Source organism: Pantoea sp. X-Soil-TKNS-1280, from assembly GCF_059730475.1.
Map to the genome: position 1 here is coordinate 228,034 of NZ_AP035964.1, position 23,107 is coordinate 251,140.

The 23,107-nt window shown below is 46.8% G+C and carries 23 protein-coding genes; 17 read left to right on the forward strand and 6 right to left on the reverse strand.

The features are described from left to right. The first annotated feature begins 211 nt into the window (after positions 1–211). The 14 genes from AC6I8X_RS24290 to AC6I8X_RS24355 all read left to right on the forward strand — a co-directional run bounded on the left by AC6I8X_RS24290 (position 212) and on the right by AC6I8X_RS24355 (position 13,532). Positions 212–742, forward strand: coding sequence for a sugar dehydrogenase complex small subunit (locus AC6I8X_RS24290; RefSeq protein WP_497841439.1), 531 nt, complete (start codon positions 212–214; stop codon positions 740–742). A gap of 11 nt (positions 743–753) precedes the next feature. After that, a complete protein-coding gene (locus AC6I8X_RS24295) occupies positions 754–2,358 on the forward strand; it encodes a GMC family oxidoreductase (protein WP_497841440.1) in 1,605 nt (534 codons plus the stop codon). Beyond that, positions 2,355–3,752 carry a c-type cytochrome gene (locus tag AC6I8X_RS24300; RefSeq protein ID WP_497841441.1) on the forward strand — a complete coding sequence of 466 codons (1,398 nt, stop codon included), beginning with the start codon at positions 2,355–2,357 and terminating at the stop codon, positions 3,750–3,752. The genes AC6I8X_RS24295 and AC6I8X_RS24300 overlap by 4 nt, the downstream gene beginning before the upstream one ends. A 38-nt stretch (positions 3,753–3,790) precedes the next feature. After that, entirely contained in the window at positions 3,791–4,066 is a 276-nt protein-coding gene (locus AC6I8X_RS24305) for a hypothetical protein (protein ID WP_497841442.1), read from the forward strand. A 581-nt stretch (positions 4,067–4,647) separates the two neighbouring features. Then, the gene (locus tag AC6I8X_RS24310; protein WP_497841443.1) at positions 4,648–5,112 is read left to right on the forward strand and encodes a PTS sugar transporter subunit IIA; all 465 of its coding nucleotides are present in this window, start codon (positions 4,648–4,650) and stop codon (positions 5,110–5,112) included. Between the two features lie 53 nt (positions 5,113–5,165). After that, positions 5,166–5,447 (forward strand): PTS sugar transporter subunit IIB, encoded by a 282-nt coding sequence (locus tag AC6I8X_RS24315; protein WP_497841444.1) that lies wholly within the window; start codon positions 5,166–5,168, stop codon positions 5,445–5,447. A gap of 14 nt (positions 5,448–5,461) precedes the next feature. After that, positions 5,462–6,853, forward strand: coding sequence for a PTS galactitol transporter subunit IIC (locus AC6I8X_RS24320; RefSeq protein WP_497841445.1), 1,392 nt, complete (start codon positions 5,462–5,464; stop codon positions 6,851–6,853). An 89-nt stretch (positions 6,854–6,942) separates the two neighbouring features. Continuing rightward, complete coding sequence (locus AC6I8X_RS24325; RefSeq protein ID WP_497841446.1) at positions 6,943–8,439, forward strand: FGGY-family carbohydrate kinase; 1,497 nt, start codon at positions 6,943–6,945, stop codon at positions 8,437–8,439. 2 nt (positions 8,440–8,441) lie between these two features. Beyond that, a complete protein-coding gene (locus AC6I8X_RS24330; RefSeq protein WP_497841447.1) occupies positions 8,442–9,476 on the forward strand; it encodes a zinc-dependent dehydrogenase in 1,035 nt (344 codons plus the stop codon). A 179-nt stretch (positions 9,477–9,655) separates the two neighbouring features. Then, positions 9,656–10,399 carry a GntR family transcriptional regulator gene (locus tag AC6I8X_RS24335; protein WP_497841448.1) on the forward strand — a complete coding sequence of 248 codons (744 nt, stop codon included), beginning with the start codon at positions 9,656–9,658 and terminating at the stop codon, positions 10,397–10,399. A gap of 5 nt (positions 10,400–10,404) precedes the next feature. Then, a complete protein-coding gene (locus AC6I8X_RS24340) occupies positions 10,405–11,244 on the forward strand; it encodes a class II aldolase (protein WP_497841449.1) in 840 nt (279 codons plus the stop codon). Between the two features lie 38 nt (positions 11,245–11,282). After that, entirely contained in the window at positions 11,283–11,552 is a 270-nt protein-coding gene (locus AC6I8X_RS24345) for an HPr family phosphocarrier protein (RefSeq protein ID WP_497841450.1), read from the forward strand. Positions 11,553–11,629: 77 nt separating this feature from the next. Further along, the gene (gene surE / locus AC6I8X_RS24350) at positions 11,630–12,415 is read left to right on the forward strand and encodes a 5'/3'-nucleotidase SurE (RefSeq protein ID WP_497841451.1); all 786 of its coding nucleotides are present in this window, start codon (positions 11,630–11,632) and stop codon (positions 12,413–12,415) included. 61 nt (positions 12,416–12,476) lie between these two features. Further along, a complete protein-coding gene (locus AC6I8X_RS24355; protein WP_497841452.1) occupies positions 12,477–13,532 on the forward strand; it encodes a galactitol-1-phosphate 5-dehydrogenase in 1,056 nt (351 codons plus the stop codon). A gap of 38 nt (positions 13,533–13,570) precedes the next feature. Here AC6I8X_RS24355 and AC6I8X_RS24360 read toward each other — a convergent pair whose 3' ends face one another. Then, complete coding sequence (locus AC6I8X_RS24360; protein WP_497841453.1) at positions 13,571–14,806, reverse strand: MFS transporter; 1,236 nt, start codon at positions 14,804–14,806, stop codon at positions 13,571–13,573. A 62-nt stretch (positions 14,807–14,868) separates the two neighbouring features. Then, a complete protein-coding gene (locus tag AC6I8X_RS24365; RefSeq protein ID WP_497841454.1) occupies positions 14,869–15,819 on the reverse strand; it encodes a sugar phosphate isomerase/epimerase family protein in 951 nt (316 codons plus the stop codon). A 236-nt stretch (positions 15,820–16,055) separates the two neighbouring features. Here AC6I8X_RS24365 and AC6I8X_RS24370 point away from each other — a divergent pair, with 236 nt between their 5' ends. After that, the gene (locus AC6I8X_RS24370; protein WP_497841455.1) at positions 16,056–16,937 is read left to right on the forward strand and encodes a MurR/RpiR family transcriptional regulator; all 882 of its coding nucleotides are present in this window, start codon (positions 16,056–16,058) and stop codon (positions 16,935–16,937) included. Positions 16,938–16,947: 10 nt separating this feature from the next. Beyond that, on the forward strand, positions 16,948–17,892 hold the full coding sequence (locus AC6I8X_RS24375; RefSeq protein WP_497841456.1) for a ribokinase: 945 nt from the start codon (positions 16,948–16,950) through the stop codon (positions 17,890–17,892). A gap of 79 nt (positions 17,893–17,971) precedes the next feature. Here the strand turns inward: AC6I8X_RS24375 and AC6I8X_RS24380 are convergent, their stop codons facing one another. The 4 genes from AC6I8X_RS24380 to AC6I8X_RS24395 all read right to left on the reverse strand — a co-directional run bounded on the left by AC6I8X_RS24380 (position 17,972) and on the right by AC6I8X_RS24395 (position 21,790). Beyond that, positions 17,972–18,883, reverse strand: a complete 912-nt coding sequence (locus AC6I8X_RS24380; RefSeq protein ID WP_497841457.1) for a LysR family transcriptional regulator — start codon at positions 18,881–18,883, stop codon at positions 17,972–17,974. A gap of 124 nt (positions 18,884–19,007) precedes the next feature. Beyond that, positions 19,008–19,892, reverse strand: coding sequence for a shikimate dehydrogenase family protein (locus AC6I8X_RS24385; RefSeq protein WP_497841458.1), 885 nt, complete (start codon positions 19,890–19,892; stop codon positions 19,008–19,010). A gap of 31 nt (positions 19,893–19,923) precedes the next feature. Beyond that, a complete protein-coding gene (locus AC6I8X_RS24390; RefSeq protein WP_497841459.1) occupies positions 19,924–20,718 on the reverse strand; it encodes a sugar phosphate isomerase/epimerase family protein in 795 nt (264 codons plus the stop codon). Positions 20,719–21,364: 646 nt separating this feature from the next. Continuing rightward, entirely contained in the window at positions 21,365–21,790 is a 426-nt protein-coding gene (locus AC6I8X_RS24395; RefSeq protein ID WP_497841460.1) for a DoxX family protein, read from the reverse strand. Positions 21,791–21,981: 191 nt separating this feature from the next. Between AC6I8X_RS24395 and AC6I8X_RS24400 the strand changes: the two genes are divergently transcribed. Continuing rightward, positions 21,982–22,641 (forward strand): TetR/AcrR family transcriptional regulator, encoded by a 660-nt coding sequence (locus AC6I8X_RS24400; protein WP_497841461.1) that lies wholly within the window; start codon positions 21,982–21,984, stop codon positions 22,639–22,641. The last annotated feature ends 466 nt before the right edge of the window (positions 22,642–23,107 follow it).

A 23,107-nucleotide genomic window follows, 5' to 3' on the forward strand; every position in this document is an offset into this window, starting at 1 on the left:
AGGCAAATTCGCATGAAAAATCCTCTTATCAGCATTGTGGGAAATCAAGCAATGTAATCATTAAGGCAAAACAGTATCTCTTTAAATAACTGTTTTTGCAGTTTTTAACTCTGATTTATAGCATTTAAATCCATTGAAGCAGAACATTACAATAATCAACGGCTGCAAAAAGGCAAGTTAAAACATTGAGGCAAGATAGGGAACCATGAGCATGTCAACAGACGTCAGTCCCAATGGGAGAAGGCGATTCATCAAGCTTTTGGCATCAACCACCATCGTTGGTGCCGCCAGTAGTGTACTTCCCGGACAGGTTGTTTGGGCGATAGATTCCGGGGGGAGTTCAGACAAGACTTTTACCGCATTTATGGCGGCATCTGAAATTATCTGTGGCTACCCAACGCTGGATAAAGCACTCGGGCACCGTATTTTCACATTATTGCAGAACCGCAATAAAGAACTAAGCAATCAATTAGCAACGCTTAATAATATTCTGAATGCCGACATGTCTTCCGCAGCGATGCACAATGCCGTCCAGGGTACTGATAACAACGTTCAGACCTTGTTCAGCGATATCCTGCGCGCCTGGCAATTAGGGATCGTTGGTACCGGCAAAGAGGCCCGGGTGGTCGCGTATGAATATGCGTTGATGTACACACCGATTGCTGATGTTGTGGTACTGCCGACCTACGCCAGGGGTGAACCGCATTACTGGGCGCAGCCACCTGTCATTAAGAACATGTAAGAGAATAATTCATGAAAACAACTCACTCAGCTACGGTGGTCATCGTTGGCTCGGGCATCGCTGGCTCTCAAATAGCCCAAAAGCTGCAAAAAGCGGGTATTGATACTCTGATGCTGGAAGCAGGTCCGCGCATCGAAAGATGGAAAATCGTGCAAAATTATCGAAATTCTCCATTTAAAGGCGACTTTCAGTCACCTTACCCGCCGACGCAACATGCTCCTCATCCGCAATATTCACCAGAAGATAACGACTATTTCATCCAATATGGTCCTGAGCCTTATAAAGCTGGCTATTTGCGTGTAGCAGGAGGAACCACCTGGCACTGGTCAGCACAGGCATGGCGGTTGCTACCCAATGACATGAAGCTGAAATCGTTATATGGCGTCGGGCGAGACTGGCCTATTAGCTACGATGATCTCGAACCCTATTATTATGAATCCGAAGTAGAGATGGGAGTCGGTGGTCCTGATGATACCGGTTCACCGCGCAGCAAACCCTATCCGCAGCCACCCTTGCCATTGTCTGATTTCGACAAGGCATTCAAGAAGGTCGTCGATCAGAATGGCTATCACCTGATCACGGAGCCTGCCGCGCGTAATACGTTACCGTTCGATGGTCGTCCCGCCTGCTGTGGTAACAGCAACTGTATGCCAATCTGTCCGATTGAAGCGCAGTACACCGGCGAAACCGCATTACGCAAAGCAGAGCGTGCGGGTTCACTGCTGGTTCCTGATGCAGTGGTGTATAAAATCGAACATGACCAGAAGGGCAACATCACTTCGGTACTGTATAAGGACCCGAATGGTGAAAGTTTTCGTGTCACCGGTAAAATTTTCGTGCTGGCGGCCAATGCCATCGAAACGCCAAAGCTGATGCTGATTTCCAAAAGCGATAAGTATCCCAACGGGATCGGTAATACCACTGATAATGTGGGACGTCACTTAATGGATCATCCGGGGACATCCGTTTACTTCCTGAGTAAAGAACCTATGTGGCCAGGGCGTGGACCAATGCGTCTGAGCTGTATCAACAATCTGCGCGACGGAGCGTTCCGTTCCGAATATTCGGCGATGAAGATAAACCTTGGTAACTACTCGCCGACACTCGCGGTCAGCAATTATTTGTTGAGTAAAGGCATATCCGGCAAGGATTTGCCAGCAATGGTGCGTGACTATGCATCACGTTGGGTAGCGGTGAACACCTTCTTCGATATTCTTCCGGACCGAAATAACCGCATTGTTGCTGTCGAAGACAGGAAAGATGCGCTCGGTATCCCTAAACCGGGCGTGCATTACTTTATCAACGATTACATCAATAAAGCCCGCGATGTTGCGCATCAGCATTTTGATCATATTGCGAGTCTGTTTGGTGGTACAGAAGTGCGGCATGATGATAAATATTTCAATAATAACCATATTATGGGAACGCTGATCATGGGCAACGATGCAAATGATTCGGTTGTTGATGCTGATTTACGTACCCACGATCACCAGAACCTGTTTGTTGCCTCCAGTGGAGTAATGGCGAGCGCCGGTACGGTCAACTGTACGCTGACGCTTTCTGCTTTGGCGATGAGACTGGCGGATAAACTGATCGAGGAGTGCAAACACGTATGATGCGCTTATCACTTAAAACGGCATTGCTGCTGGCTCCACTGGCGGGATTGTTGTTCAGTACAGCAAGCTTTGCTGATTCAGCCGCTCCCGATAACTCGAAACTGGATTTAGTGAAGCAGGGTGAATACCTCAGTAAGGCGTCCGATTGTGAAGTTTGCCATACCTCGCCTGGCGGAACGACGTTTGCTGGCGGGCTGGCGTTCAAAACACCTTTCGGCGTGATCTACTCTTCGAATATCACCCCGGATAAAGCGACGGGTATTGGTAACTGGACAGAGCAGCAGTTCAGCAACGCGCTAAAACACGGAATTCGTGCAGACGGACAGAACCTGTATCCGGCAATGCCTTACACTTCGTACTCCAAACTGACCGACGCAGATATTCATGCGATGTATGCGTATTTTATGTCGTTGCAGGGGATTAACCATAATCCGCCGGAAAACGAAATGGGGTTTCCGTACAATCAGCGTCTGGCACTCAAGGGCTGGAATCTGATCAATTTCCACTACAAGCCGTTTGAAGAAGATCCAGGCCAGTCAGCAGTATGGAACCGCGGAAAATACGTTGCCACGGCGCTTGGCCATTGCGAGGAATGTCATACGCCACGCAACCTCGCGATGGGGTTAAGTGATAAAGCCTACGCGGGAGCTATGGTTGACGGATGGGAAGCGTTTAATATCTCATCGGATAAAGAATCGGGGATTGGCAACTGGAGCCACGATGATCTGATGCAGTATCTCCGCACCGGTGCACTACCCGGCAAGGCTACGACAGGCGGCGGTATGGCTGATGTTATTTCGCACAGTCTGCGTTTCCTGACGCCTGAAGATATGAACGCGTTGGCGACCTATATCAAAAGTGTGCCAGCGCAGCAAACCTCGTCCAGAAACCGATCGGGTGCTGGGCAGAATGCCCAGAGTGATATCACCCAGGAAGTCCGCGGTATGCCAATTGACGATGCTTCTCCCTCTGGAGCGGTGTTGTTTAACGGCAACTGTGCGAGCTGCCACGGCACCGCAGGACAGGGTATCGGAGAAAATAAATACTATCCGTCATTGTCCCAAAACAGCGTGGTCGGCTCAGACAAGCCAAACAACCTGGTGCAGGTTATCCTCCATGGCGTGGATCGTGTGAACGGGGCTGGAGAGCACATCGTGATGCCGGGCTTTGAGGGTAATCTGACCGATGCGCAGATCGCTACCTTAACAAACTACGTACGTAATCAGTTTGGTAATCAGGGCGAACAGGTTGACACGGCGGCGGTGAAGGTATTACGGGATAACAACGTGACAGTTATTCCAGGATATTTGCTGATTCTGGGTGGCGTAATGGGTGTTCTGATACTTATTGCGCTGGTTATTTACATCAGACGAAGAAGATCGGCCAGGACTTAAATAGTCTCTGCGGGTAATATTATCTTTAATAACATGGATTGGCTGGTGAAGTTCACCAGCCAATCCTATTTTTTATCTGGTCTGAGGACAAAAATTGGTGGTGGATGTATTACGGATCAGGACTGCATGCGGCCGGTTGTGCTGTGCTGATCGGGCGTCGTTCCGGTAAAGTTTCGCTTGATATTGAACTCTGGGGAGAGGGAGCAGCACGATTACTCCATAAAAGATTACATGCTTATGAGTTAACTGAATTTGACCGTATCATCATTAAGCCTGAATTAATATTGAGAAATTCTGTTAAATATCTCATTTGATTTTTTACTGGCCTAGCATTGATAGGGTTTCATTTATTCTCAGCGATGATTCAGTGGCCGTTCTCCAGTCGCCTTATCCGCCACACAACATTTTACGCATAGCCTTTATTCCTTTTAAGATAATAAGGGTCTTAATTTTTTTCATGCACATGTGATTATTCAGATCTCTGTGTTGGAAATATACTCGCCCTCTTCCAAAGAATGCTGACAAAATCTTCTCCTTATTCCGGATGAATATATTCATGGTGCGATAGCTATAAACTATCCCAGATAAGCTCTCCAGCCAATTGTGCGATCCTTTTATTTTCTACCAGTGATTAAATGGCCTAAATCTTGTCAGTTTTTGTTGGCTTTTTTATTTTGATTCATGATGTTAGGCAGTAATGTAGAGTATTAAATCCGTATCTTCTTGAATTTTTTCTGTGAGCAAAAGCACAAATTCACCGAGTGTACATTGCTCATTTCCATTCGAGAGGAGTAGGGTTCATACAGGTTGAACATAGTTGTACATAGACAACCATACCTGACACTGAACACATACAGTCAGGCGCTTCGATAAATTGGAAGGACAGAGGTTTAAGATGCCATTGAATACATCACTCGAACGCGAACTCATCTATCTGCAGCAGGCTCCAGAGGATCGTAATGCGTTGTTCAGCAGGATCACTGACCACCTTATTGCCAAAGGAATTGTTGAAGACAGCTATCGTGAGGCGCTGGTCCTGCGGGAACAGAATCACCCGACAGCAATGCAGCTGGAGACCATGGGTGTCGCAATTCCTCACGTTGATATTGAACATGTTCGTGAAGAGCGGCTGGTTGTCGTCACCTGTCCTGAAGGAATCGAATTCAATCAGGCGGAAGATCCTGATCTGACGATGAAAGTGAATGTCATCTTTTTTCTGCTCCTGAAAGAGAAGGACGCTCATCTCGAATTTCTGATGAAGCTGATTTCCCTGTTCCAGAAAACCAGCGAGATGAATACTCTGCTCGGGACGTCCTCCACAGACGAAGTGATGCAGATAATAGCAAAAAATCTCGACTGATAAACGTTGTCCCTGCTGCGTTGAAATCCCGATTACCTATAACGGAGTCTGAAATGAATAAGAAAATTATCTTCGCCTGTACCAGCGGTATTGCCACTTCTGCTGTTGCCACTGAGAAAGTCGTTACCCACTGTAAAGAACACGGTATCAATGTGGAGCCAATCCAGTCCAATATTGGCACCATCGGTTCTCAGGATGGCATGGCTGACCTGATTATTGTGACCTCCGCCGTTAAAACGAGCCTCGAGACGCCAGTACTAAATGGTCTGCCATTGTTGACCGGTTTTGGTGAAGAAGAGCTGCTCGAAAAAATCGTCTCAATCCTGAAAAAATAATAGGGGACAGGCAAATGCTTCAAACTCTCTATGGCGGGATTCAATATTTGCTGGGGCTTGGCCCCACCATCATGCTGCCGATCATTATCTTTATTATGGGGCTGTGTCTTGGGGCTGGTTTCAGCAAGGCCCTGCGTTCAGCACTTACCATTGGGATGGGTTTCATCGGCATCTTCCTGGTATTTGGACTGCTGCTCGATAACCTCGGCCCTGCGGCAAAAGACATGGTGAAACACACCGGGATTAATCTGCCGGTGGTTGATCTGGGATGGACGCCGCTTGCAGCGATCGCCTGGGCATCGCAAGTTGCTCCTTTTGTGGTGCCGCTAACCATCGGCATTAACGTACTGATGCTGACCATGAAGTGGACCCGCACGGTGAATATCGACGTCTGGAACTTCTGGCATTTCTCCATGGTCGGCGCAATGGTGTACAACGTCACGGGCAGTTTCATGTTCGGCCTGCTGATTGCTGGGGTGACCTCCATCATTACGTTGTTGCTGGCGGACTGGTGTGCCCCGATGATCCAGAAGTATTTTAATCTACCTGGAATTTCACTGCCCACATTGTCATCGGCCATCTTCTTCCCTGTTGGTCTGCTGGGAAATCTGATTCTGGATAAAATTCCGGGCATCAGTAAGTTGCATGCCGACCCCGATGCGATTCAGAAACGCTTTGGTATTTTCGGTGAGCCGATGATGTTGGGGGTCATTCTTGGGGCAGGTATCGGTCTACTGGCGCGTTATGACTTCAAGGGCGTATTAACGCTGGCAATGAGCCTTGGTGCCGTGATGCTGATTATGCCTCGTATGGTTAAATTACTGATGGAAGGGCTGTTACCACTTTCAGATGCTGTCAAAAAATACCTGCGTAAGAAGTATCCGGATCGCGACGATCTCTATATTGGTCTGGATATTGCGGTTGCAGTTGGTCATCCGTCAGTGCTCTCGACCGCACTGTTGCTGATTCCTGTTGGCGTATTGCTGGCGGTCATTTTGCCGGGCAACCGTCTGCTTCCACTGGGTGACCTCGCCAATATCTGGGTGCCAATTTCGATGGTGGTACTGGCCTGCCGCGGTAACATCGCTCGCGCCTTTATCATCGGTATCCCATTATTGACGGTAAATCTGTATGTGGCTTCGGCAGCAGCACCGATTCTCACCGCAGTGGCAAAGAGTATTCACTTCCCGATGAACACGGATAGCGAAATTTCCAGCCTTCTTGATGGCGGTAACCCGTTCCGCTTCTGGATGGTAAAAATCTTCGAAGGAAACCTGATTGCCCTGGCACTTATCCCTATTATTTTCGTGACCTGTCTTCTGCTGTACCGCATGACATCCAGGCAGTTAAAGCAGGATGAAATTGAGGAAAGTAATGCATCACAGCAGACAATGGTCTCTAAATAAGTAACTGAATAATTCTTTCAGGGAAAAGCTGAGTGGTATTTCCCTAATTTATTGTTGAACGATGTTATTCCCTTCCAGAGGGGAGAGATATGTACGCAATTGGCATTGATGTAGGCACAACAAACTGCAAGCTTTGTTTATACCGGATTGCAGATCTGGAGTTAGTTAAAAAGCACAGTTTTATTACGCCAAAAAAAATAACTGAATATGGCAGCGATTTTGATATTAATACCTTATGGTCTGGCATTGTTGAAGGGCTAAGCATTATTTCGAAATCGGTTAAAGAACCGAAAAATATAGTCAGTATTTCAGTTGCCAGTGTAGGTGAAGCAGGCGTTTTACTTGATGCTGAAGATCAGGTGATTGGCCCTGTTATGACATGGTATGACACGCGCACCCAGTCGCAGCTGGAGCATGTTGTTAGCCGTATCAGCGAAAGCAGGTTGTATGAGATAACCGGTATTCCAGCGCATAGCAACTACAGTCTGAATAAAATTTTATGGCTGATGGAACATGCTAATCATCAGACACCTGCCAGCTGGCTCTGCATGGCAGAATATATTGCTTTTCGCCTGAGTGGTGTTAAACGTGCGGAATATTCGCTTGCCTCCCGTACACTGGTTTTTGATATTAAAGAAAATAACTGGTCAGAAGAAATCTGTTCTGCTCTGGATATTCCGCTGACGTTATTTAGCCCGCTGGTCAGCGCGGGCGAATCAACGGGTGATTTACGGGCGGATATCAGTGATGCGACAGGTTTATCCGGGAAAACCCGAATTTCGATCGCCGGACATGACCATATGGTGGGCGCGGTTGCTGTCGGGATAACACATGAAGATCAGATCCTGAACTCAACGGGCACGACAGAGGGATTGCTGGTTGTGCGGCATCAACCCTCGGCCAACGAAAGATACTTTCAGGCAAAAGTATCCAACGGCCACCATGTGCTCCCTGATTCGTACACACTCTATGCATCACTACCGTCGGCTGGTTATGCCATCGAATGGTTCTGCAACCTGTTTAACCTGAAACCGGCAGATTTCAACTGCATGACGCACTGGTTACGGGATAAAGGGGCAGCTGAAATGCCGACGGACAGTTTCCTGATTCCACATCTGCGCGGCAGCGGCCCGCCGAAACGATCCATCCATGCCAAAGGACTGGTGTATGGCGTTAAAGATCAGACCGATCCCGAAGAGTTTCTGAAGGCGGTGTTTCACGGCCTCTGCTATGAGCTGAAACATTTGCTGGAAACTTATGAAGCACTGACGGAGTGCCACTGGAAATCCGTCATGGTGATTGGTGCAGCCTGCCAGAATCCCTACTGGCTGCAACTCAAATCCACCATCCTTAATCGCGAGATTGTGGCCTGTAAAATACCCGAGGCTGTAAGCCGTGGAGCGGCTTTGCTGGGAGCCCGAGGCGCAGGTTTTGAGCCGGAAAATACTGGCTTGCCTGAGGATATTCTTGAACGCTACCAGCCTGATGAAAAATCCGTAGAGGGATTCAGTTATGTATATGAGCATATTTACCGTCCTCTCTACGAAACTAAAATCCAGATCGAAAATCAGATCAGCAGGACGTAAACATGAAAGCCAGCGTTTATTACAGCAAGAATGACATCCGTTATGAAGACGTACCCGTTCCGGAGATCGAGGACGGTGACATTCTGGTGAAGATGAAGAGTTGTGGATTATGTGGCACGGATATTCACAAAGCTCAGCATCAGACTGTAACCGGTCCTGTCGTCCTGGGTCATGAGGTCGCGGCTGAAGTGGTGAAAGTGGGTAAGCGTGTAACCCGTTTTCGCCCTGGTGATCGGGTGGTGTCGGCTATCCATGTTCCGTGTTTCAGCTGCCACTATTGTGATCGTGGCCATTTCACCCTATGTGAGCAGTTCAGGCCGACCAATTTTGAGCCGGGTGGATTTGCCGAATATATCCGTCTGCCCGAATTGCACGTCAAACATCTTACACACAAAATTCCGGAAGGTGTCTCCTGGGAAAAAGCCGCAATGGTTGAGCCCATCGGCTGCTGTCTGCATGGACTGAAAAAGGCGGCGATCACACCGGGATGCAGTGTGTTGGTAATGGGGTCCGGGACAATCGGTCTGCTCAGTGCTCAGCTTGCTGCGATGATGGGTGCATCAAATGTCATTGTTTCCGATTTGTCTCCCTTCAAGCTTAATCTTGCCCTGAAGCTGGGGATTAACCACGCCATTAATCCTGCGACGGAGAATCTTGAAGCCCGGATTAGCGATATCACGGAAGGCCTCGGTGTTGACGTCGTCGTCATCGCGGCTGGCGTCTCATCGCTTCTGCCGCAGGCCATTAATTTGCTCCGGCGCGGAGGACGCGTTGTCGTGTTCTCACCGTTTGACCATAACAATATGGTCAGTATCGACGCAGCACGTTTCTTCAAGGATCAGATTTCCGTTGTCGGGACTTACTCGCTTTCATCTTATGAAATGCCAGAGGCGGTGGAGATTATTCGCAGCAACCGCATCAATGTAGAGGACATGATTACGCATACCTGGCCGCTGTCACAGCTGGCAGAGGCGATTACATTCGCTGCCGATCCGCGTAATGACGTGTTGAAAGTGATCATGCAAATGGACGTGTAGAAGAGAAGAATCGGGACTTATTTATACGATATTCCCAGAACCTGTCTTGTGCTGTCAGGCTCGGATGGCATGGATTCTGTGAAGTAGATCGTTTGTGAATACCGGGAAATCAGGTTATGTTCGGGCGATACTTGTGCATAGTCGTACATAGACGATCTTAATTACAGAGGGAACATCGCATGAATACCGTTTTGAAAGACTCTGAAGTCCCCCTTTATCTTCAGGTGTCTGAGTGGATCCGTGAAAACATTTACAAAGGGGACCTGACCACAGGTGACCGCGTCCCTTCGGAAAATCAAATCATGGAGATGCTGGGGGTCAGTCGGGGAACGGTGAAAAAAGCTGTCACTATGCTGGTGAATGAAGGGTTATTGGTGCAGGTGCAGGGGAAGGGAACTTTTGTTAAAAGCGAAAATATCTCTTATTCGCTCGGTGAAGGGTTGCTCTCGTTTGCCGAATCACTGGAAAGCCAGCATCTGCGTTTTGAAACCACGATGATCACATCCCGGATTGAACCGGCTTCAAAGTTGGTGGCTTCAAAGCTGGCGATTGACGTCGGTGCACCCATTCTTTATCTCAAACGTGTGCGTAGCGTTGAAGGTGAGAAGGTGATGTTGATTGAGAACCGTATTAATGTTGCGTACTGCCCCGGGATCGATGCTGTCGATTTTAATCAGAATAATCTTTTCCCAACCATCGAAAAACTGTCAGGCAGGAAAATAAGTTTTTCAGAAAGCCGCTATGCCGCAAAGATTATCGGCTCTGAGCGTGGACATTATCTGGAGGTGCATGAAGATGCGCCTGTGCTACACATGGAACAGCTCGTATTCTTCCAGCAGGACATGCCAGCTGAATTTGGTAATGTCTGGCTGAAATCGGATAAATATTATTTAGGAACTGTACTTCAACGAAGAGAGAGGTAAATATCATGCCATTAGTTAACGGAAATATTCTGCTGGATTGTATTAAAGAAAAACGCGTGCTTGCTGGCGCGTTCAATACCACCAATCTGGAAACCACAATCTCTATCCTGGATGCGATTGAACGTTCGGGGTTGCCGAACTTTATTCAGATTGCCCCGACCAATGCCAAATTATCCGGCTATGATTATATCTATGAAATTGTAAAAAAACGCGCAGCCACCATGGATGTGCCAGTCAGTCTGCATCTCGACCATGGTAAGGAATTAGATGATGTGAAGCAGGCGGTGCGCGCTGGTTTTACGTCCGTGATGATCGATGGTGCAGAGCTACCATTCGAAGAGAATATCGCGTTCACTAAGGCCGCTGTTGATTTTTGTAAATCCTTCGGGGTGCCTGTCGAGGCTGAACTGGGTGCGATTCTTGGGAAAGAGGATGATCACGTCAGTGAAGCCGACTGCAAAACCGATCCCAAACAGGTGCTCCGCTTCGTGCAGGAAACGGGATGCAGCATGCTTGCGGTTTCGGTCGGTAACGTACACGGTCTTGAAGACATCCCTCGCATCGATATCCCTCTGCTCAAAGAAATTGCATCAATCTGTCCGGTTCCGCTGGTCATTCACGGTGGTTCAGGGATTGATGAAGACATTATTCGTAGTTTCGTGAAATACAATGTCGTTAAGGTCAATATTGCCAGCGATTTGCGTAAAGCATTTATCACATCCGTCGGAAAAGCCTGGACGGAAAATAATAATGAGGCGAACCTGGCGCGTGTGATGATTGGAGCCAAAGCCGCCGTTGAAGCCGATGTATTCAGCAAAATTCAGATGATGAACCGTGCATCCTGAAACGAAAAATATATTTACCTGCGATTCGGAATAGAAAAATGATCAGAGAGAATATACGTGTTGTTAATAGCACGGGGTTACACGCACGCCCGGCGGCCACATTGATTAAAGCTGTCAAAAAATACGAATCTTCTGTGACGCTTATCAATAATGGAAAAGAAGTGGTACTTAAAGGATTAATGAGCGTTCTAGGTGCGGGTGTCAAAGGTAATTCTAATATTGAGATTATTTGCGACGGTAGTGATGAGCAGGATGCGATGATTGAAATAAAAGGACTTTTTGCCAGCGGGTTTGGCGAGAAAGAATAACCTCTAACTTCTGACTCAGCATTTAACGATGAGGCACGGCTTCAGGAGTGCTTACGCCTGAAATAAGGAGAACCATTATGTCAGAAAAGCCATACCGCAGAATTTTGCTGGCCAACGACGACGGGATTGATGCACCGGGTATTCAGATTCTGGAAGAGATTGCCGCGCATTTTGCAGATGAAATCTGGATTGTCGCCCCCGCGACCGATAAAAGCGGTGTGTCGAACTCTATTAGTCTGCGGGAACCAGTTCGTGTTGAAAAACGAGGACAACGAAAGTATGCGGTTCATGGCACACCTGCTGATTGTGTGGCCCTCGCTGTCAGGCATCTCATGCATGATTCACCACCCGATGTTCTGCTTTCTGGCATTAACAGTGGTTCGAACATCGGTTTTGAAACGGTACTCTCCGGTACTGTCGGCGCTGCCATTACGGGTACGTTATTGAGGATCCCGTCGATTGCGCTCAGTCAGGATAAAAGGCCGGAAGATCTACCGGACTGGCGCGTTGCCAAAGCGCATTGTCTGCCGGTTTTACAGGAATTATTCCAGCTTGGCATTCCCGCTGAATGCTGTCTTAACGTGAATTTCCCCAATCTCCATCCCGATGCCGTGAGGGGAATACAGGTTACCAGACAGGGTATCGGCAAGGTTAAGGGCGTGACTGTCTCGCCAGCCGCTGATCCTCACGGAGAAGACTACTTCTGGCTGCGTGTTGAACATGGCGTGTCGGATCTGCCTGAATACAGTGAGGTCGCGGCCGTGGCTGAGGGTTATGTGTCAGTGACGCCGCTGACCTGGGAAAGAACTGCGCTTAATGAATGGTTATCGCTATCAGGACGTTTCAATCCTGTCAGCCGGTGAGGAGTGTCAGACAGGCTGAGTATTCTTCTTTAAATAATCATTTACGTCTGAGGACTACGTAATGAAAGTACTGAATCTCTATGGACCACAGGATGTCAGGTATGAAGATCTGCCGATACCGCAGGTATCCCGGGATGACGACGTCGTCATTCAGATAAAAACAGCCGGCATCTGTGGTTCGGATATTTCCCGGTTCGGTAAAATAGGTTCTTACAATCCTGGACTGACCTGGGGACATGAATTCGCCGGGGTGGTAACCGATGCCGGAAAGGCTGTTACAGCGCTCAAACCCGGTGACCGGGTCGTGGCGTGTCCATGTTTTCCCTGTTTTGAGTGTGAATACTGCCAAAGTGCTCGTTATTCAAAATGTATTTCACTGAAAGTATTGGGTGGCCATCATGCCGGCGCATTTGCGGAATTTATCCGTGTGCCTGCTGCCAATGTTATCAGAATCCCTGACGATCTTGATTTTGGCATCGCTAGCTTTGTGGAACCCTCTGCTGTTGTGGTCCATGGACTCGATCAGGTCAGTATCAGGGCGGGAGCCACCGTGGCCGTTGTGGGGTGTGGAACGATTGGACAGCTTGCGGTTCAATGGGCGCGCATTTATGGTGCCGGGAAGGTCTATGCCCTTGATACAGAAGATCAGAAGCTCGACGTTGCCCGCAGTGCCGGTGCAGACGAGGTTTTCAATGTGACCGATGGGGATTTTTTATCGCGCTTCTCGGCCACCACGCAGGGCAGGGGCGTTGATTTGGTGATTGAATCATCCGGCAATGCCCGGGGGATTGCCAGCTCGATGAATCTCGCCAGCAAAGGAGGGACCGTTCTGTTGCTGGGGATCCCGTATGGCGATGTGAACTTTGACCGGACCAGCTTTGAGAAAATCATCCGTAATGAACTCACCGTGCGGGGATCGTGGAATTCACTTTCAGCTCCCTTCCCAGGGAGGGAATGGGCAACGACCCTGCACTACATGCGCAATGGATTGTTAAATCCGGCGCTGCTGATCACCCATCGTATTCAATTGCAGGATGTGCCTGCCGTGATGCCACAGCTTTATCATCGTGAGTACCCTTTTATTAAGGTACTGATAGACATCTGCGCAGAGAAATAGTGCTATCCGTCATCCCGTTGCCGGGATGACGGCATTTTTTATGCGGCTTTATCTTTCATTTCTACCCGGGCACCCAGTTCATCCGGCGTTTTGAGGAAGGGGGTCAGCACTGCACTCAGCAGATACAATCCGGCATAGATACCCAGTACGCCGCCCGCTCCCAGCGAGGTATAGAACAGCGCGGTAATGGCCGGCGCAAGAAAGGCACCCAGACCTGCACCCAGATTAAGCACCGACATGGCGGCACCTTTACTCTCAGGAGCCAGCATTGGGAACAATGCGGATAGAGGTACATAGCCTGCCATCGTTACCCCGCAAAGACAGAGTACGAAAGCCATCACGTAGAAGTTATGACCCAACAGCTGAGGCACCAGCCAGACCAGTATCAACACAATTGCATAGCCCACACCTCCCACCCAGAGGATAGTGTTACGCCAGCCAAATTTGTCGCCAAAGAAGCCGAAGAAGAGATTGGCAAAAATGGCAACCACGAACACGGCTGACCACATATGCAACCACTCGGTTTTACTGTAGCCAAAACTGATCAGATACAACGGCAGGAAGGTAGCCAGTCCGTATTGTGCGACACCATTAATTGATTTCACCACCAGGCCCATCGCAATAACCGGGCGTTGCAGGATGGTTATGCCCTTCACCAGCTCAGCCGCACTGAAAGGATGGATTTCTGACGCCGGGACTTTGTCTCTGTTCACCCAGATAGCCAGTGCTGCGCCGATAATCACAAACCCCATCCCGGTCCAGAGCACGTGAATTTCGCCTACCACCGGCAGGGCCAGCGAGGAGAAAAAAGGCCCAATCACGCTCAGACCGAGTGAAAAGGTAAACCAGAACCAGCCTACAGCAGTTGAACGACGTTCTACCGGCGTACTGTAGTTAATCCACACAAGGAATGAATAAGCAAACAGCGGATAGCCAATGCCGCGAATGGCATAGAATGGCAGCATCAGCGCCATATGCATCGATTTTAAACCGACACCAATAAAGCCAATGCTGCCAATGACAAAGGCAATCAGACCATACAACATCACTTTACGCGGGCCCAGTGTCTGCACGAAGACTCCGGTGACCCAGGCTGCCAACGTTACCGCTATTCCGTATGCCGTAATCAGGAAGGAAGCCTCTGCAACAGAGAGGCCTTTTTCAACTAACCAGATAGATATCCATGCTTGTTCGACACCATCTCCAATCATGAATATTGTCAGACCAATATAACCCCACAACAAATTTTTAGGTAAACCCAGTAGACTAAACATAGTTCCCCCCAGTGCAGGACACTGTATAGATAGAGAAATGAGGTAAGATGATTTACGTTTTTTTAATTAATAATTTTCAGAAGCAGGGACTGCACTTTAATAGCATCCTGGTCTCTGATGAGACGCTCCATTTCTTCAAGGCCAATTTGATCAATAAAATTCGATAATGTTTTATACATACGGATGTTCTGAGCACATTCCGCTACCGGATCTTCGCGGCTTGGGAAGGTGTCAAAATAAACAAGACCATCAAATTTCACGCGTTTTGCATAATAGATATATTCCAGCGTCTGCATCAGATGGACGGATCCCAGCATCAATCCATCATCAAAGTGACCGTAGCCGTCATTCAGGTGAAAACCGACCAACCTGTTCTTACGTGCTGACTGGAATAATGAAAAGGCAGGATTCTCTTTTTTCATTATCATGTGACAGAAATCGAGAGTGATGCCGAGATTGGAGGAACCGACATCGTCGATCAACATTAATGTTGAACAGACATCGCCAATAAAGGAAAAGGTTCGTGGTTCATAGGGTTTGTACTCAAAGCTGAATTGCATATCCGGGTGAGCCTGCGTAACTTGTTGTAAGGCACTCACCAACAATTCATAGGCTCTGAAATAATCCTGCTGGAAGGGATAATCATAGCCATCATAACCAAACCAGAGTGTTACCGTGTTACCGCCGAGGAATTTGCACATCTCCACCGCGTCCAGTGTAATTTTAATGGCTTTACTGCGCAATTCTTCATCTGGATTGGTAAATTCACCGTTAATAAATTCTTTATTATAACGGAGAGCGATGCCGCCCACTTTCAGCCCGTTATCGGCAATGCAGGATTTAATAGCGGATTTATCCTGGCCAATAAAATGCTCAGGGTAGTTTAATTCGATATGGGTTAATCCTTCGGCCTTGCCCATGCGCGTGACAAGATCACAGGTGTCCATATTATTCTTCGCTGAGAACAACTCAGGGCGAGAACGAAATGAATTGATGCGGGATGAAAATTTCATGGTCTTTACCTTTTATAGAACGTCGGCAGAGTTATAAGGCATGTTGTCCTCACGGTAAATCCCATGTTTAAAATGATACCGAAAGTAAAATCATAAGATGAAATTGATGGTGGAAATTTTACTCAGAGTAAAATACAAAAATAAAACATTTCACAACCTGTGATGGAGTTAACATTTTCGCGCTGAGACCGCATGCTAACCTTTTAATAAGAAAGTGGCTCAGGCAGGTGGAAGGTATGCATAATCGTCTAAAAGGAAACGAAATATTTTTACTGGCACGCACACTCGCACCTGAGTTAGGAAGGAAAGAACGATCTATCGCAAGGTTCATTGATGATAATCCGGAAACACTGGCTTCGATGTCCATCAGTGATATCGCCGATTATCTGGATGTCAGTGTTGCCAGTATTACAAAGGTCGCTAAAAAGCTGGGATTTAATGGCTTTCACGATTTAAAAATGAATATCGGTAACATTGTCACCGTATCAGAAGAATTTATCGATGTACCCCCTGTCTCAGGTGGTGAATTTTACACCGAGAAAATTGTCGAGAGCACGCTGTATAATTCCATTCTTGCCTTACAGGATGCACTCAAATCGATAGATATTACGGTGGTGAAATCGGTTGCCGCGTTATTTACCAATCGTAGTGAGAATGCACGCATAGTCATTGCCGGTTGCGGTGGCTCCGGGTCGATATGTGAAGATTTTAATCACAAATTACTTAAGATTGGCATTTTCTCTTCTGTATTCAGCGACAGTCACAAGCAGCTGATGACAGCCTCGCTGATGCGCCCTGGCGATATCTTACTTACGGTTTCCCATTCCGGACAGACGACCGATATTATTAATATGACAAAAATGGCGAATGAGAAAGGTGCAGAGACCATTTGCCTGACAAATTACCCCAACAGCCCGTTAAGTAATATTTCACGCTATGCAATTATCTCGTCTGTCAAAAACAATCCAATTACCGGTGAGAATGCAACAACGCGCATTGTTCACCTTAATATTCTGGATGCAATCTTTACTATAATCGCGGGCAAGACCAGTGAATTCAGTCAGGAAAGTTTACACAATACCAGAAATGCTGTGGCCTCTAAGCGAACAGTGAGTTAAGGACTCAATCATGAAAGTTGATGTTGTTGTTATCGGTAGTTTGAACTATGACATTCTGGTTCAACAGGATCGCCTGCCTGATATTGGTGAAACCTTTACGGGCAATGAATTAATGCTGATGCCCGGCGGTAAGGGGGCAAATCAGGCCGTTCAGTGTGCTAAACTTGGCCTGAGTGTCAATATGGTGGGGTGTGTAGGGAATGATATTTATGGGCGTGAGTTAATTTCATCGCTTAATGATAACAATGTTATCGTAAATCATATTGCTTCACGAGGAAATAGTTCAGGAATTGGCATTGTTCAGATTCTGGAATCAGGTGACTACTGCAGTACGATTATCAAAGGTGCCAATTACCTCATCACTGAGGATGATATCAGTGATGGGTTATTTATCACCAGGCCACTGATTATTTTCCAGTCTGAAATTCCGGCAGCCATCGTTGAATACGCTATTCAGAAAGCGCATAAACTGGGGTGTAAGATTCTGGTGAATAATGCGCCGGCCCGTCATATTCCTGATGAAACGCTTAGGTTAGTTGATTACCTCGTGGTCAACGAAACTGAGGCAGGATTTATGCACTCTTCACCCGTTAATTCGGTTGCAGAAGCGCAATCCTGTGCGGCACAGCTGAAACGGCGCATTGCGGGAAATGTGATTGTAACGTTAGGTGAGAAGGGGGCAGTAATCTCCACTGAGGAGGGAACCCAGCACTTCCCGGCCGTTTTCTGCCCGGATGTGGTGGATACCACCGGAGCAGGAGATTCTTTTATCGGCGGAATTGCTTATTGTATTGTGAAGGGTATCCCCCTGGCAGAAGCAGTGCCTTTTGCTGCTGAGATTAGCGCCTGCTCGATACAAAAATATGGTGGGCAGAGTTCCTTCCCGATGTTGCCTGACGTTGTGCATGCCTTGCGTATTAATAAAGAACGAACTCAATCTGAAGCCAGTCACTGATTCGGATAAAACAGGTAAGCGGATAAGTTTACCTGTTTAATGTTAGCTCGGTCTGATTAATAGCTGGAATACGGAATCGTCATATCGTTGTATCGGTCATCAGTGTCAGGAAATGCTCCAGCACTGGGGTAACACGATGCTCATGCCATACTAACCATAATTCACTTTGTGTGGGTTCCTGTAAGGGACGGATAACGACGCTGGAACTGGCTCTCAGCGCTGAATGAAATGGAACAAAACCAATATCAGTCCCCGAGGCAACCATATTAATAACCCCCGCTACAGTGGTAACTTTCCATTGTATTTTTAGCTCCAATCCGGCAGCTTTAGCCAGGTTGCGCATGATCGGAGTGATACCAAAGTTATCATCAGCACTGGTATACCCTGCCACTGAATAAGGTGCCAGATCCCTGATGGAGATGACATCAAGTCTGGCCAGGGGATGATTGGGGTGCATCACTAAGACAATGTGCTGGCTTGAGAGTATTTTATACATAAGGTTAGGGGGTAAACGTCCCGGTCCCCGAAGTATAACCAAATCTAAATCATTATTAATTAATGCATCCACTGCAGCCTGACAATTAATTTCCTGCAAGGTAAACTCAATTTGTGGCGAGCGGGACTGAATGGTTTTTAATTGCCAAACCAGTTGCTCCTCCGCTAACGCGGAACCGACAAAACCCAAAGATAATTTGCCCATTTTCCCCCGGGCAACGCGTTCCACCCGTTCAATGGCATTTTGGTGGGCACTGAGTAACATCCTTGCTTCATTTAGCAACGTGCCTCCAGCTTCAGTCAGCTCAATGCTTCGATTGCGGCGGTGAAACAGTGATACACCCAGTGCTGTTTCCAGCATTTTTATCTGTTCACTTAATGAGGGTTGAGTAATACCCAGTTGTTCAGCAGCTTGCCCAACATGCATGTTTTTGCAAATTTCAGTAAAAACATACAGACGGCGCAGTGACACGCTAATCAGAAGATTTTCTTTCATAAACTCTTCAGGGAAGCTGAGAAAGACGGCAATTCTACACCATCTGTTGCTGTTAATTAACCCGGTCCTTCATTCGTAAGGTCTGGACCGCGGGGTCCTCAAAATGAAGTGAGTATGAAGGTACTCAATGGTCGAACAGGTATTTCCCGACGTAACTTACCGGCATATCATAGCCCGTCCACAGCTTAAATGATTCAGCTCCCTGGTTGATCACTAACGGTATCCCATTCATGAAACGGCAGCCGTTTCGCTCCGCTTGTTTAAGAAATAACGTTTGACGTGGGGCATAGATAACATCCGCTACAAAGAGTTGCGAATGAAATCCTGATTCCTCTGTCAGTGGCGACATTCCCTGAGTTGCGGGGGTGAATCCAACAGAGGTCGCGTTCGTAAGAATTGATGATTCCTGCAGAGAAGCGCGCAGGCAGTCACGTTCGTCAAGATCATGGAGCTTAATGTCGATGTGTGTTTGCTGGCTTATCCTGTTGAGGATTTTCTGGCTGCCAGCGAAAAATTCGTCTTTCCGATTATACACATCTATAGCGCCAATGCCGTTAAGTGAAGTTTGAGCAATGATCGCAGAGGCAACTCCACCAACACCGATGACGGTCATTTTCTTCCCTTTGAACTCAACGGATTCGTTTTCAAGGGAACGAATAAAACCGCGGCCATCGGTATTCTCTCCCCGTAGTCGGCCGTTATGATTAACAACAGTATTACATGCACCAATAAGTTCGACCTCAGGTGATATATCATCCAGGAAATCAATAGCTTTGATTTTATTCGGCGTTGATAAATTCCATCCCCGAATATTTAGCATCCGGAATGTGTCTATCATCTGGCCCAGACTTTCTTTACCAACGTTAAAGGAAAGATAAACATAATCCAGCCCGAGCTGTGAGAGTGCCAAATTATGCATACGGGGTGATAAACTGTGTTCAGCCGGGCTGGCAAGCAGCGCCAAAAGTTGGGTTTTTCCGGTAATTGATGGTGTGTTAACAGGTTTCATTACCTCAATCCTCCTGCCCCTGTTAAGGTTATTAAATCAGATGTAACAATGACTGCATGGCCATACGGGCTGCCCGTGCAGGAGGAAGGGCGCGTATGTCATCATTAAACACTTCAAGTCCAAGCGGACCCTGATAGTTATGTAGCTTATCCATTAACTGAGGAAGAGGAAATTTCCCCTGACCAGGTAATAAACGGTGGTGGCGAGCAATATCAACGATATTAGCGGGGGACGGTTTTACATTAAGGTCGCTGAGCTGTACCAGAAAAATTTTATCCATCGGAATACCTGCTAAATCAGCGAGGGTTCGTTGGCGGGCAAAAATATGGAAGGCATCGACGACCAAACCAACGTTGTCACGGTTCACCTGTTGCACAACCTGCCACGCTGAAGGGAGTAAGTCATTCACTGTACTCCATGACATCGCCTCATAGGCAATGCGTATTTTATATTGTTCTGCTTCTTTCGCGAGCCAGCGCATATCATCAATAATGAATTCGGAGCGGCAACCAAAGTCAGTTGAAGCCGGAACTAATAATGTATCAGCACCCAACTTCGCCGCTTCATCCAGCATTTGTTGTGCCTGTAAATACTTTTCATCACGTATTGACTCTGGTGCGCCATCAAAATCAAGTAAAACCTGATAATCGGTCAGGGCCATCCGCTGATCATGCAGAATATTTTTCACTTCACCAGGTGTTAAGTTTTCATCAGTCAAATTTTGTCGCCATAGCTCAACCTGGTCAAAGCCAGCATGGTGAGAAGCCGTGATCTTTTCCTCAGTTGTCCCACCTAATAAAATGAGATTAATAAATAATGGTCTCATGATTAATTCCCTGTCTAAAGCAATATTAATTCTGTATTCACTTAGCCTGCTGGCTAACGAGTATGTTTTCAGAACATGAATCAGCCTGACTGTGTCTGGTCTTCATTACTATTGCGGGCTTTATGAGTGAAATCAATGCATGTTACAATGCAGTATTGATAGGTCGCACCCTATGGATAATTATTGCTGATATTGTTTAAAATATTATCATGGTGATTGAAATAGTAAGGAGATGTTTTATCGTGGGTAAGGATATATCTGTGGTACTCTCCGAATAACTTAAAATATTCTTGAGAGAAATAACTCAAATGAAAGAAACCCGTCTGTGCAGCCACCTATATTGGTTATCGTTGGGGAAGTAAAAACCAAATCCTTGACAATAGATTGCCAAACCTCACCTGATATAAAATTTCATCAGGAGAATAGCGATGACGAGCCTTCATTCTTCGCTATTCTCCGTTGTCTGGTTATAACTCTTTTATAAATTGATTCTTCATGATGACTGGATGCGTCCTGTCTCCCTGACATGACGCATAAAGGTCAATAAAGCCGGCGAAAGTACATCTGCACAGTTGTTTATTCGATATTCATGACTGAGGGACTTCCATAGGCATGAATTCACCCATCATTTAATGTGATAAGAATATTATTTTTTGAATGGTGCTTTACGTAGTCGTCCCCACAGTATAAATGCACTAAGTGCAAGTAGAACAAAGTTAAGTGGAGTTACATAGGCTTCCCCGCGTGAAATATGGAACACAATGGCGCAAACCTGTAGGGTTGTACAACCAAAAGCAGCCCAGACAGATAACTGAGGTCTAATTTTGGTCAGTGCCGGGATAAGAATCCCTATGCCCCCAAGTGCATCAATCAATCCCATCACCCGTAAAAATATCTCCGGAACCTGCCCGGGCCATACCCATATTTGTGCTAACTGACTAACTGGCATGAAAAGTTTCATTGCACCAAAAATAACAAAAGCAAAAAATATCAGACACTGTTCTATCCATAGGAATGTACTCATCAGTTTAGGTGATTGTTTACCTGTCTCTTTTACTTGTTCACTCATCATGGAATTTTTCCTTCAACAAAGTTTAGGTATTTACATCCAATCGGGCAGGGCTCCTGACACATCCTGGTGTTGGCATTAAGTCATGCCTGTGTGGTGTCAGGAGCCCTGGAGAGATACAATACGATAATCAACCATATCGTACCAATAGATACGATAGGTTATCCTATCGTTTGTTTGTGAGGTGATAACTCGTGAAGCAATGGTCAGATGATCATCCAAAGGCCCGACTGATGGCACGCAAACGTGCGGCTATCATTGTCGCTGCTAAAGATGTGTTCTTACGTGTAGGTTATGAAGGCTCCAGCATGGAGGAGATTGCCGTCCAGGCAAATGTATCGATCATGACTCTGTATCGTCATGCGATCAGCAAGGAAAAACTGTTTGAAGCTGTCATACTGAGTGCCTGTGAATATTCTGGCGAGGATAAATCACGCTATCAGGAGACCCTATTAGAAAAACCGCTGTACGACGTGATGCAATTAGTGGGCGATCTCTTTCTGGAAAAAATTACCCATCCTGAAACCATTGGTATTCTCCGGACAGTAATGGTTGAGACTCAGCGTTTTCCGGTACTTGCCAGTGCTGCTTATGAGGGATTCATCAATAGTTGGCAAACCAATCTTGAAGAACTCTTGCAACTTCATCCTGAATCAAAAAATGTTCTGCCGGACGCTATAAAACGTGGCATAGGTGACTTTCTGAATGACCTGATTAGCACTGACTTCATAAAAATTCTTCTGGAAATAAAAACAGGAGATGAATTGAATCGGCACAGGCGCACTTTGCAAGCAACTAATCAGTTGTTGAGTAATCTTTTTGGTAATGTCACTGAGCATAACCTCAGCAGATAGCCCGAAGCGGTCAGGTCAGCTTTGCCTATATAACAAAGGTACGGGTAATGATAGTTATGTTAAATTAACCATCTGAAAGCGCACTTCATAACTCACCTCTCATCCGTAGCGGCGTGATTTATCACACGGATTTTCTGCCATCATGGCAGGACGATGCGCGATAAATCGTGCCGCTACGGCATGCGCCAAACCAGACGATGCTACGGCAAAATTCCTTCCCCATTACCCTGCTCTTTTCTCAGATTTCACGTAGCGTTGCCAGCCCTGGTTAAGGGCGTCAGGCCTTGGCGCAGGTTTTTTGCTTGATTTAATTCTGCCGATAGTGAATAGCGACGGTGGTACGGTCGCTCAGATATCCCCATAAGTAATTTGAAAAAATTCAACAAAACTGAGTAGCCAGTTTATTTTATCCGATTATTAACAGATAGCGTTTCTACAGGAGAAGCGCTACTGCGGTCAACTTTGA

Excerpts from the sequence above, each read along its gene's own strand:
- AC6I8X_RS24290 (WP_497841439.1), top strand. The coding sequence starts at position 212 with ATGTCAACAGACGTCAGTCCCAATGGGAGAAGGCGATTCATCAAGCTT.
- AC6I8X_RS24295 (WP_497841440.1), top strand. The coding sequence starts at position 754 with ATGAAAACAACTCACTCAGCTACGGTGGTCATCGTTGGCTCGGGCATC.
- AC6I8X_RS24300 (WP_497841441.1), top strand. The coding sequence starts at position 2,355 with ATGATGCGCTTATCACTTAAAACGGCATTGCTGCTGGCTCCACTGGCG.
- AC6I8X_RS24310 (WP_497841443.1), top strand. The coding sequence starts at position 4,648 with ATGCCATTGAATACATCACTCGAACGCGAACTCATCTATCTGCAGCAG.
- AC6I8X_RS24315 (WP_497841444.1), top strand. The coding sequence starts at position 5,166 with ATGAATAAGAAAATTATCTTCGCCTGTACCAGCGGTATTGCCACTTCT.
- AC6I8X_RS24320 (WP_497841445.1), top strand. The coding sequence starts at position 5,462 with ATGCTTCAAACTCTCTATGGCGGGATTCAATATTTGCTGGGGCTTGGC.
- AC6I8X_RS24325 (WP_497841446.1), top strand. The coding sequence starts at position 6,943 with ATGTACGCAATTGGCATTGATGTAGGCACAACAAACTGCAAGCTTTGT.
- AC6I8X_RS24330 (WP_497841447.1), top strand. The coding sequence starts at position 8,442 with ATGAAAGCCAGCGTTTATTACAGCAAGAATGACATCCGTTATGAAGAC.
- AC6I8X_RS24335 (WP_497841448.1), top strand. The coding sequence starts at position 9,656 with ATGAATACCGTTTTGAAAGACTCTGAAGTCCCCCTTTATCTTCAGGTG.
- AC6I8X_RS24340 (WP_497841449.1), top strand. The coding sequence starts at position 10,405 with ATGCCATTAGTTAACGGAAATATTCTGCTGGATTGTATTAAAGAAAAA.
- AC6I8X_RS24345 (WP_497841450.1), top strand. The coding sequence starts at position 11,283 with ATGATCAGAGAGAATATACGTGTTGTTAATAGCACGGGGTTACACGCA.
- surE (WP_497841451.1), top strand. The coding sequence starts at position 11,630 with ATGTCAGAAAAGCCATACCGCAGAATTTTGCTGGCCAACGACGACGGG.
- AC6I8X_RS24355 (WP_497841452.1), top strand. The coding sequence starts at position 12,477 with ATGAAAGTACTGAATCTCTATGGACCACAGGATGTCAGGTATGAAGAT.
- AC6I8X_RS24360 (WP_497841453.1), bottom strand. The coding sequence starts at position 14,806 with ATGTTTAGTCTACTGGGTTTACCTAAAAATTTGTTGTGGGGTTATATT.
- AC6I8X_RS24365 (WP_497841454.1), bottom strand. The coding sequence starts at position 15,819 with ATGAAATTTTCATCCCGCATCAATTCATTTCGTTCTCGCCCTGAGTTG.
- AC6I8X_RS24370 (WP_497841455.1), top strand. The coding sequence starts at position 16,056 with ATGCATAATCGTCTAAAAGGAAACGAAATATTTTTACTGGCACGCACA.
- AC6I8X_RS24375 (WP_497841456.1), top strand. The coding sequence starts at position 16,948 with ATGAAAGTTGATGTTGTTGTTATCGGTAGTTTGAACTATGACATTCTG.
- AC6I8X_RS24380 (WP_497841457.1), bottom strand. The coding sequence starts at position 18,883 with ATGAAAGAAAATCTTCTGATTAGCGTGTCACTGCGCCGTCTGTATGTT.
- AC6I8X_RS24385 (WP_497841458.1), bottom strand. The coding sequence starts at position 19,892 with ATGAAACCTGTTAACACACCATCAATTACCGGAAAAACCCAACTTTTG.
- AC6I8X_RS24390 (WP_497841459.1), bottom strand. The coding sequence starts at position 20,718 with ATGAGACCATTATTTATTAATCTCATTTTATTAGGTGGGACAACTGAG.
- AC6I8X_RS24395 (WP_497841460.1), bottom strand. The coding sequence starts at position 21,790 with ATGATGAGTGAACAAGTAAAAGAGACAGGTAAACAATCACCTAAACTG.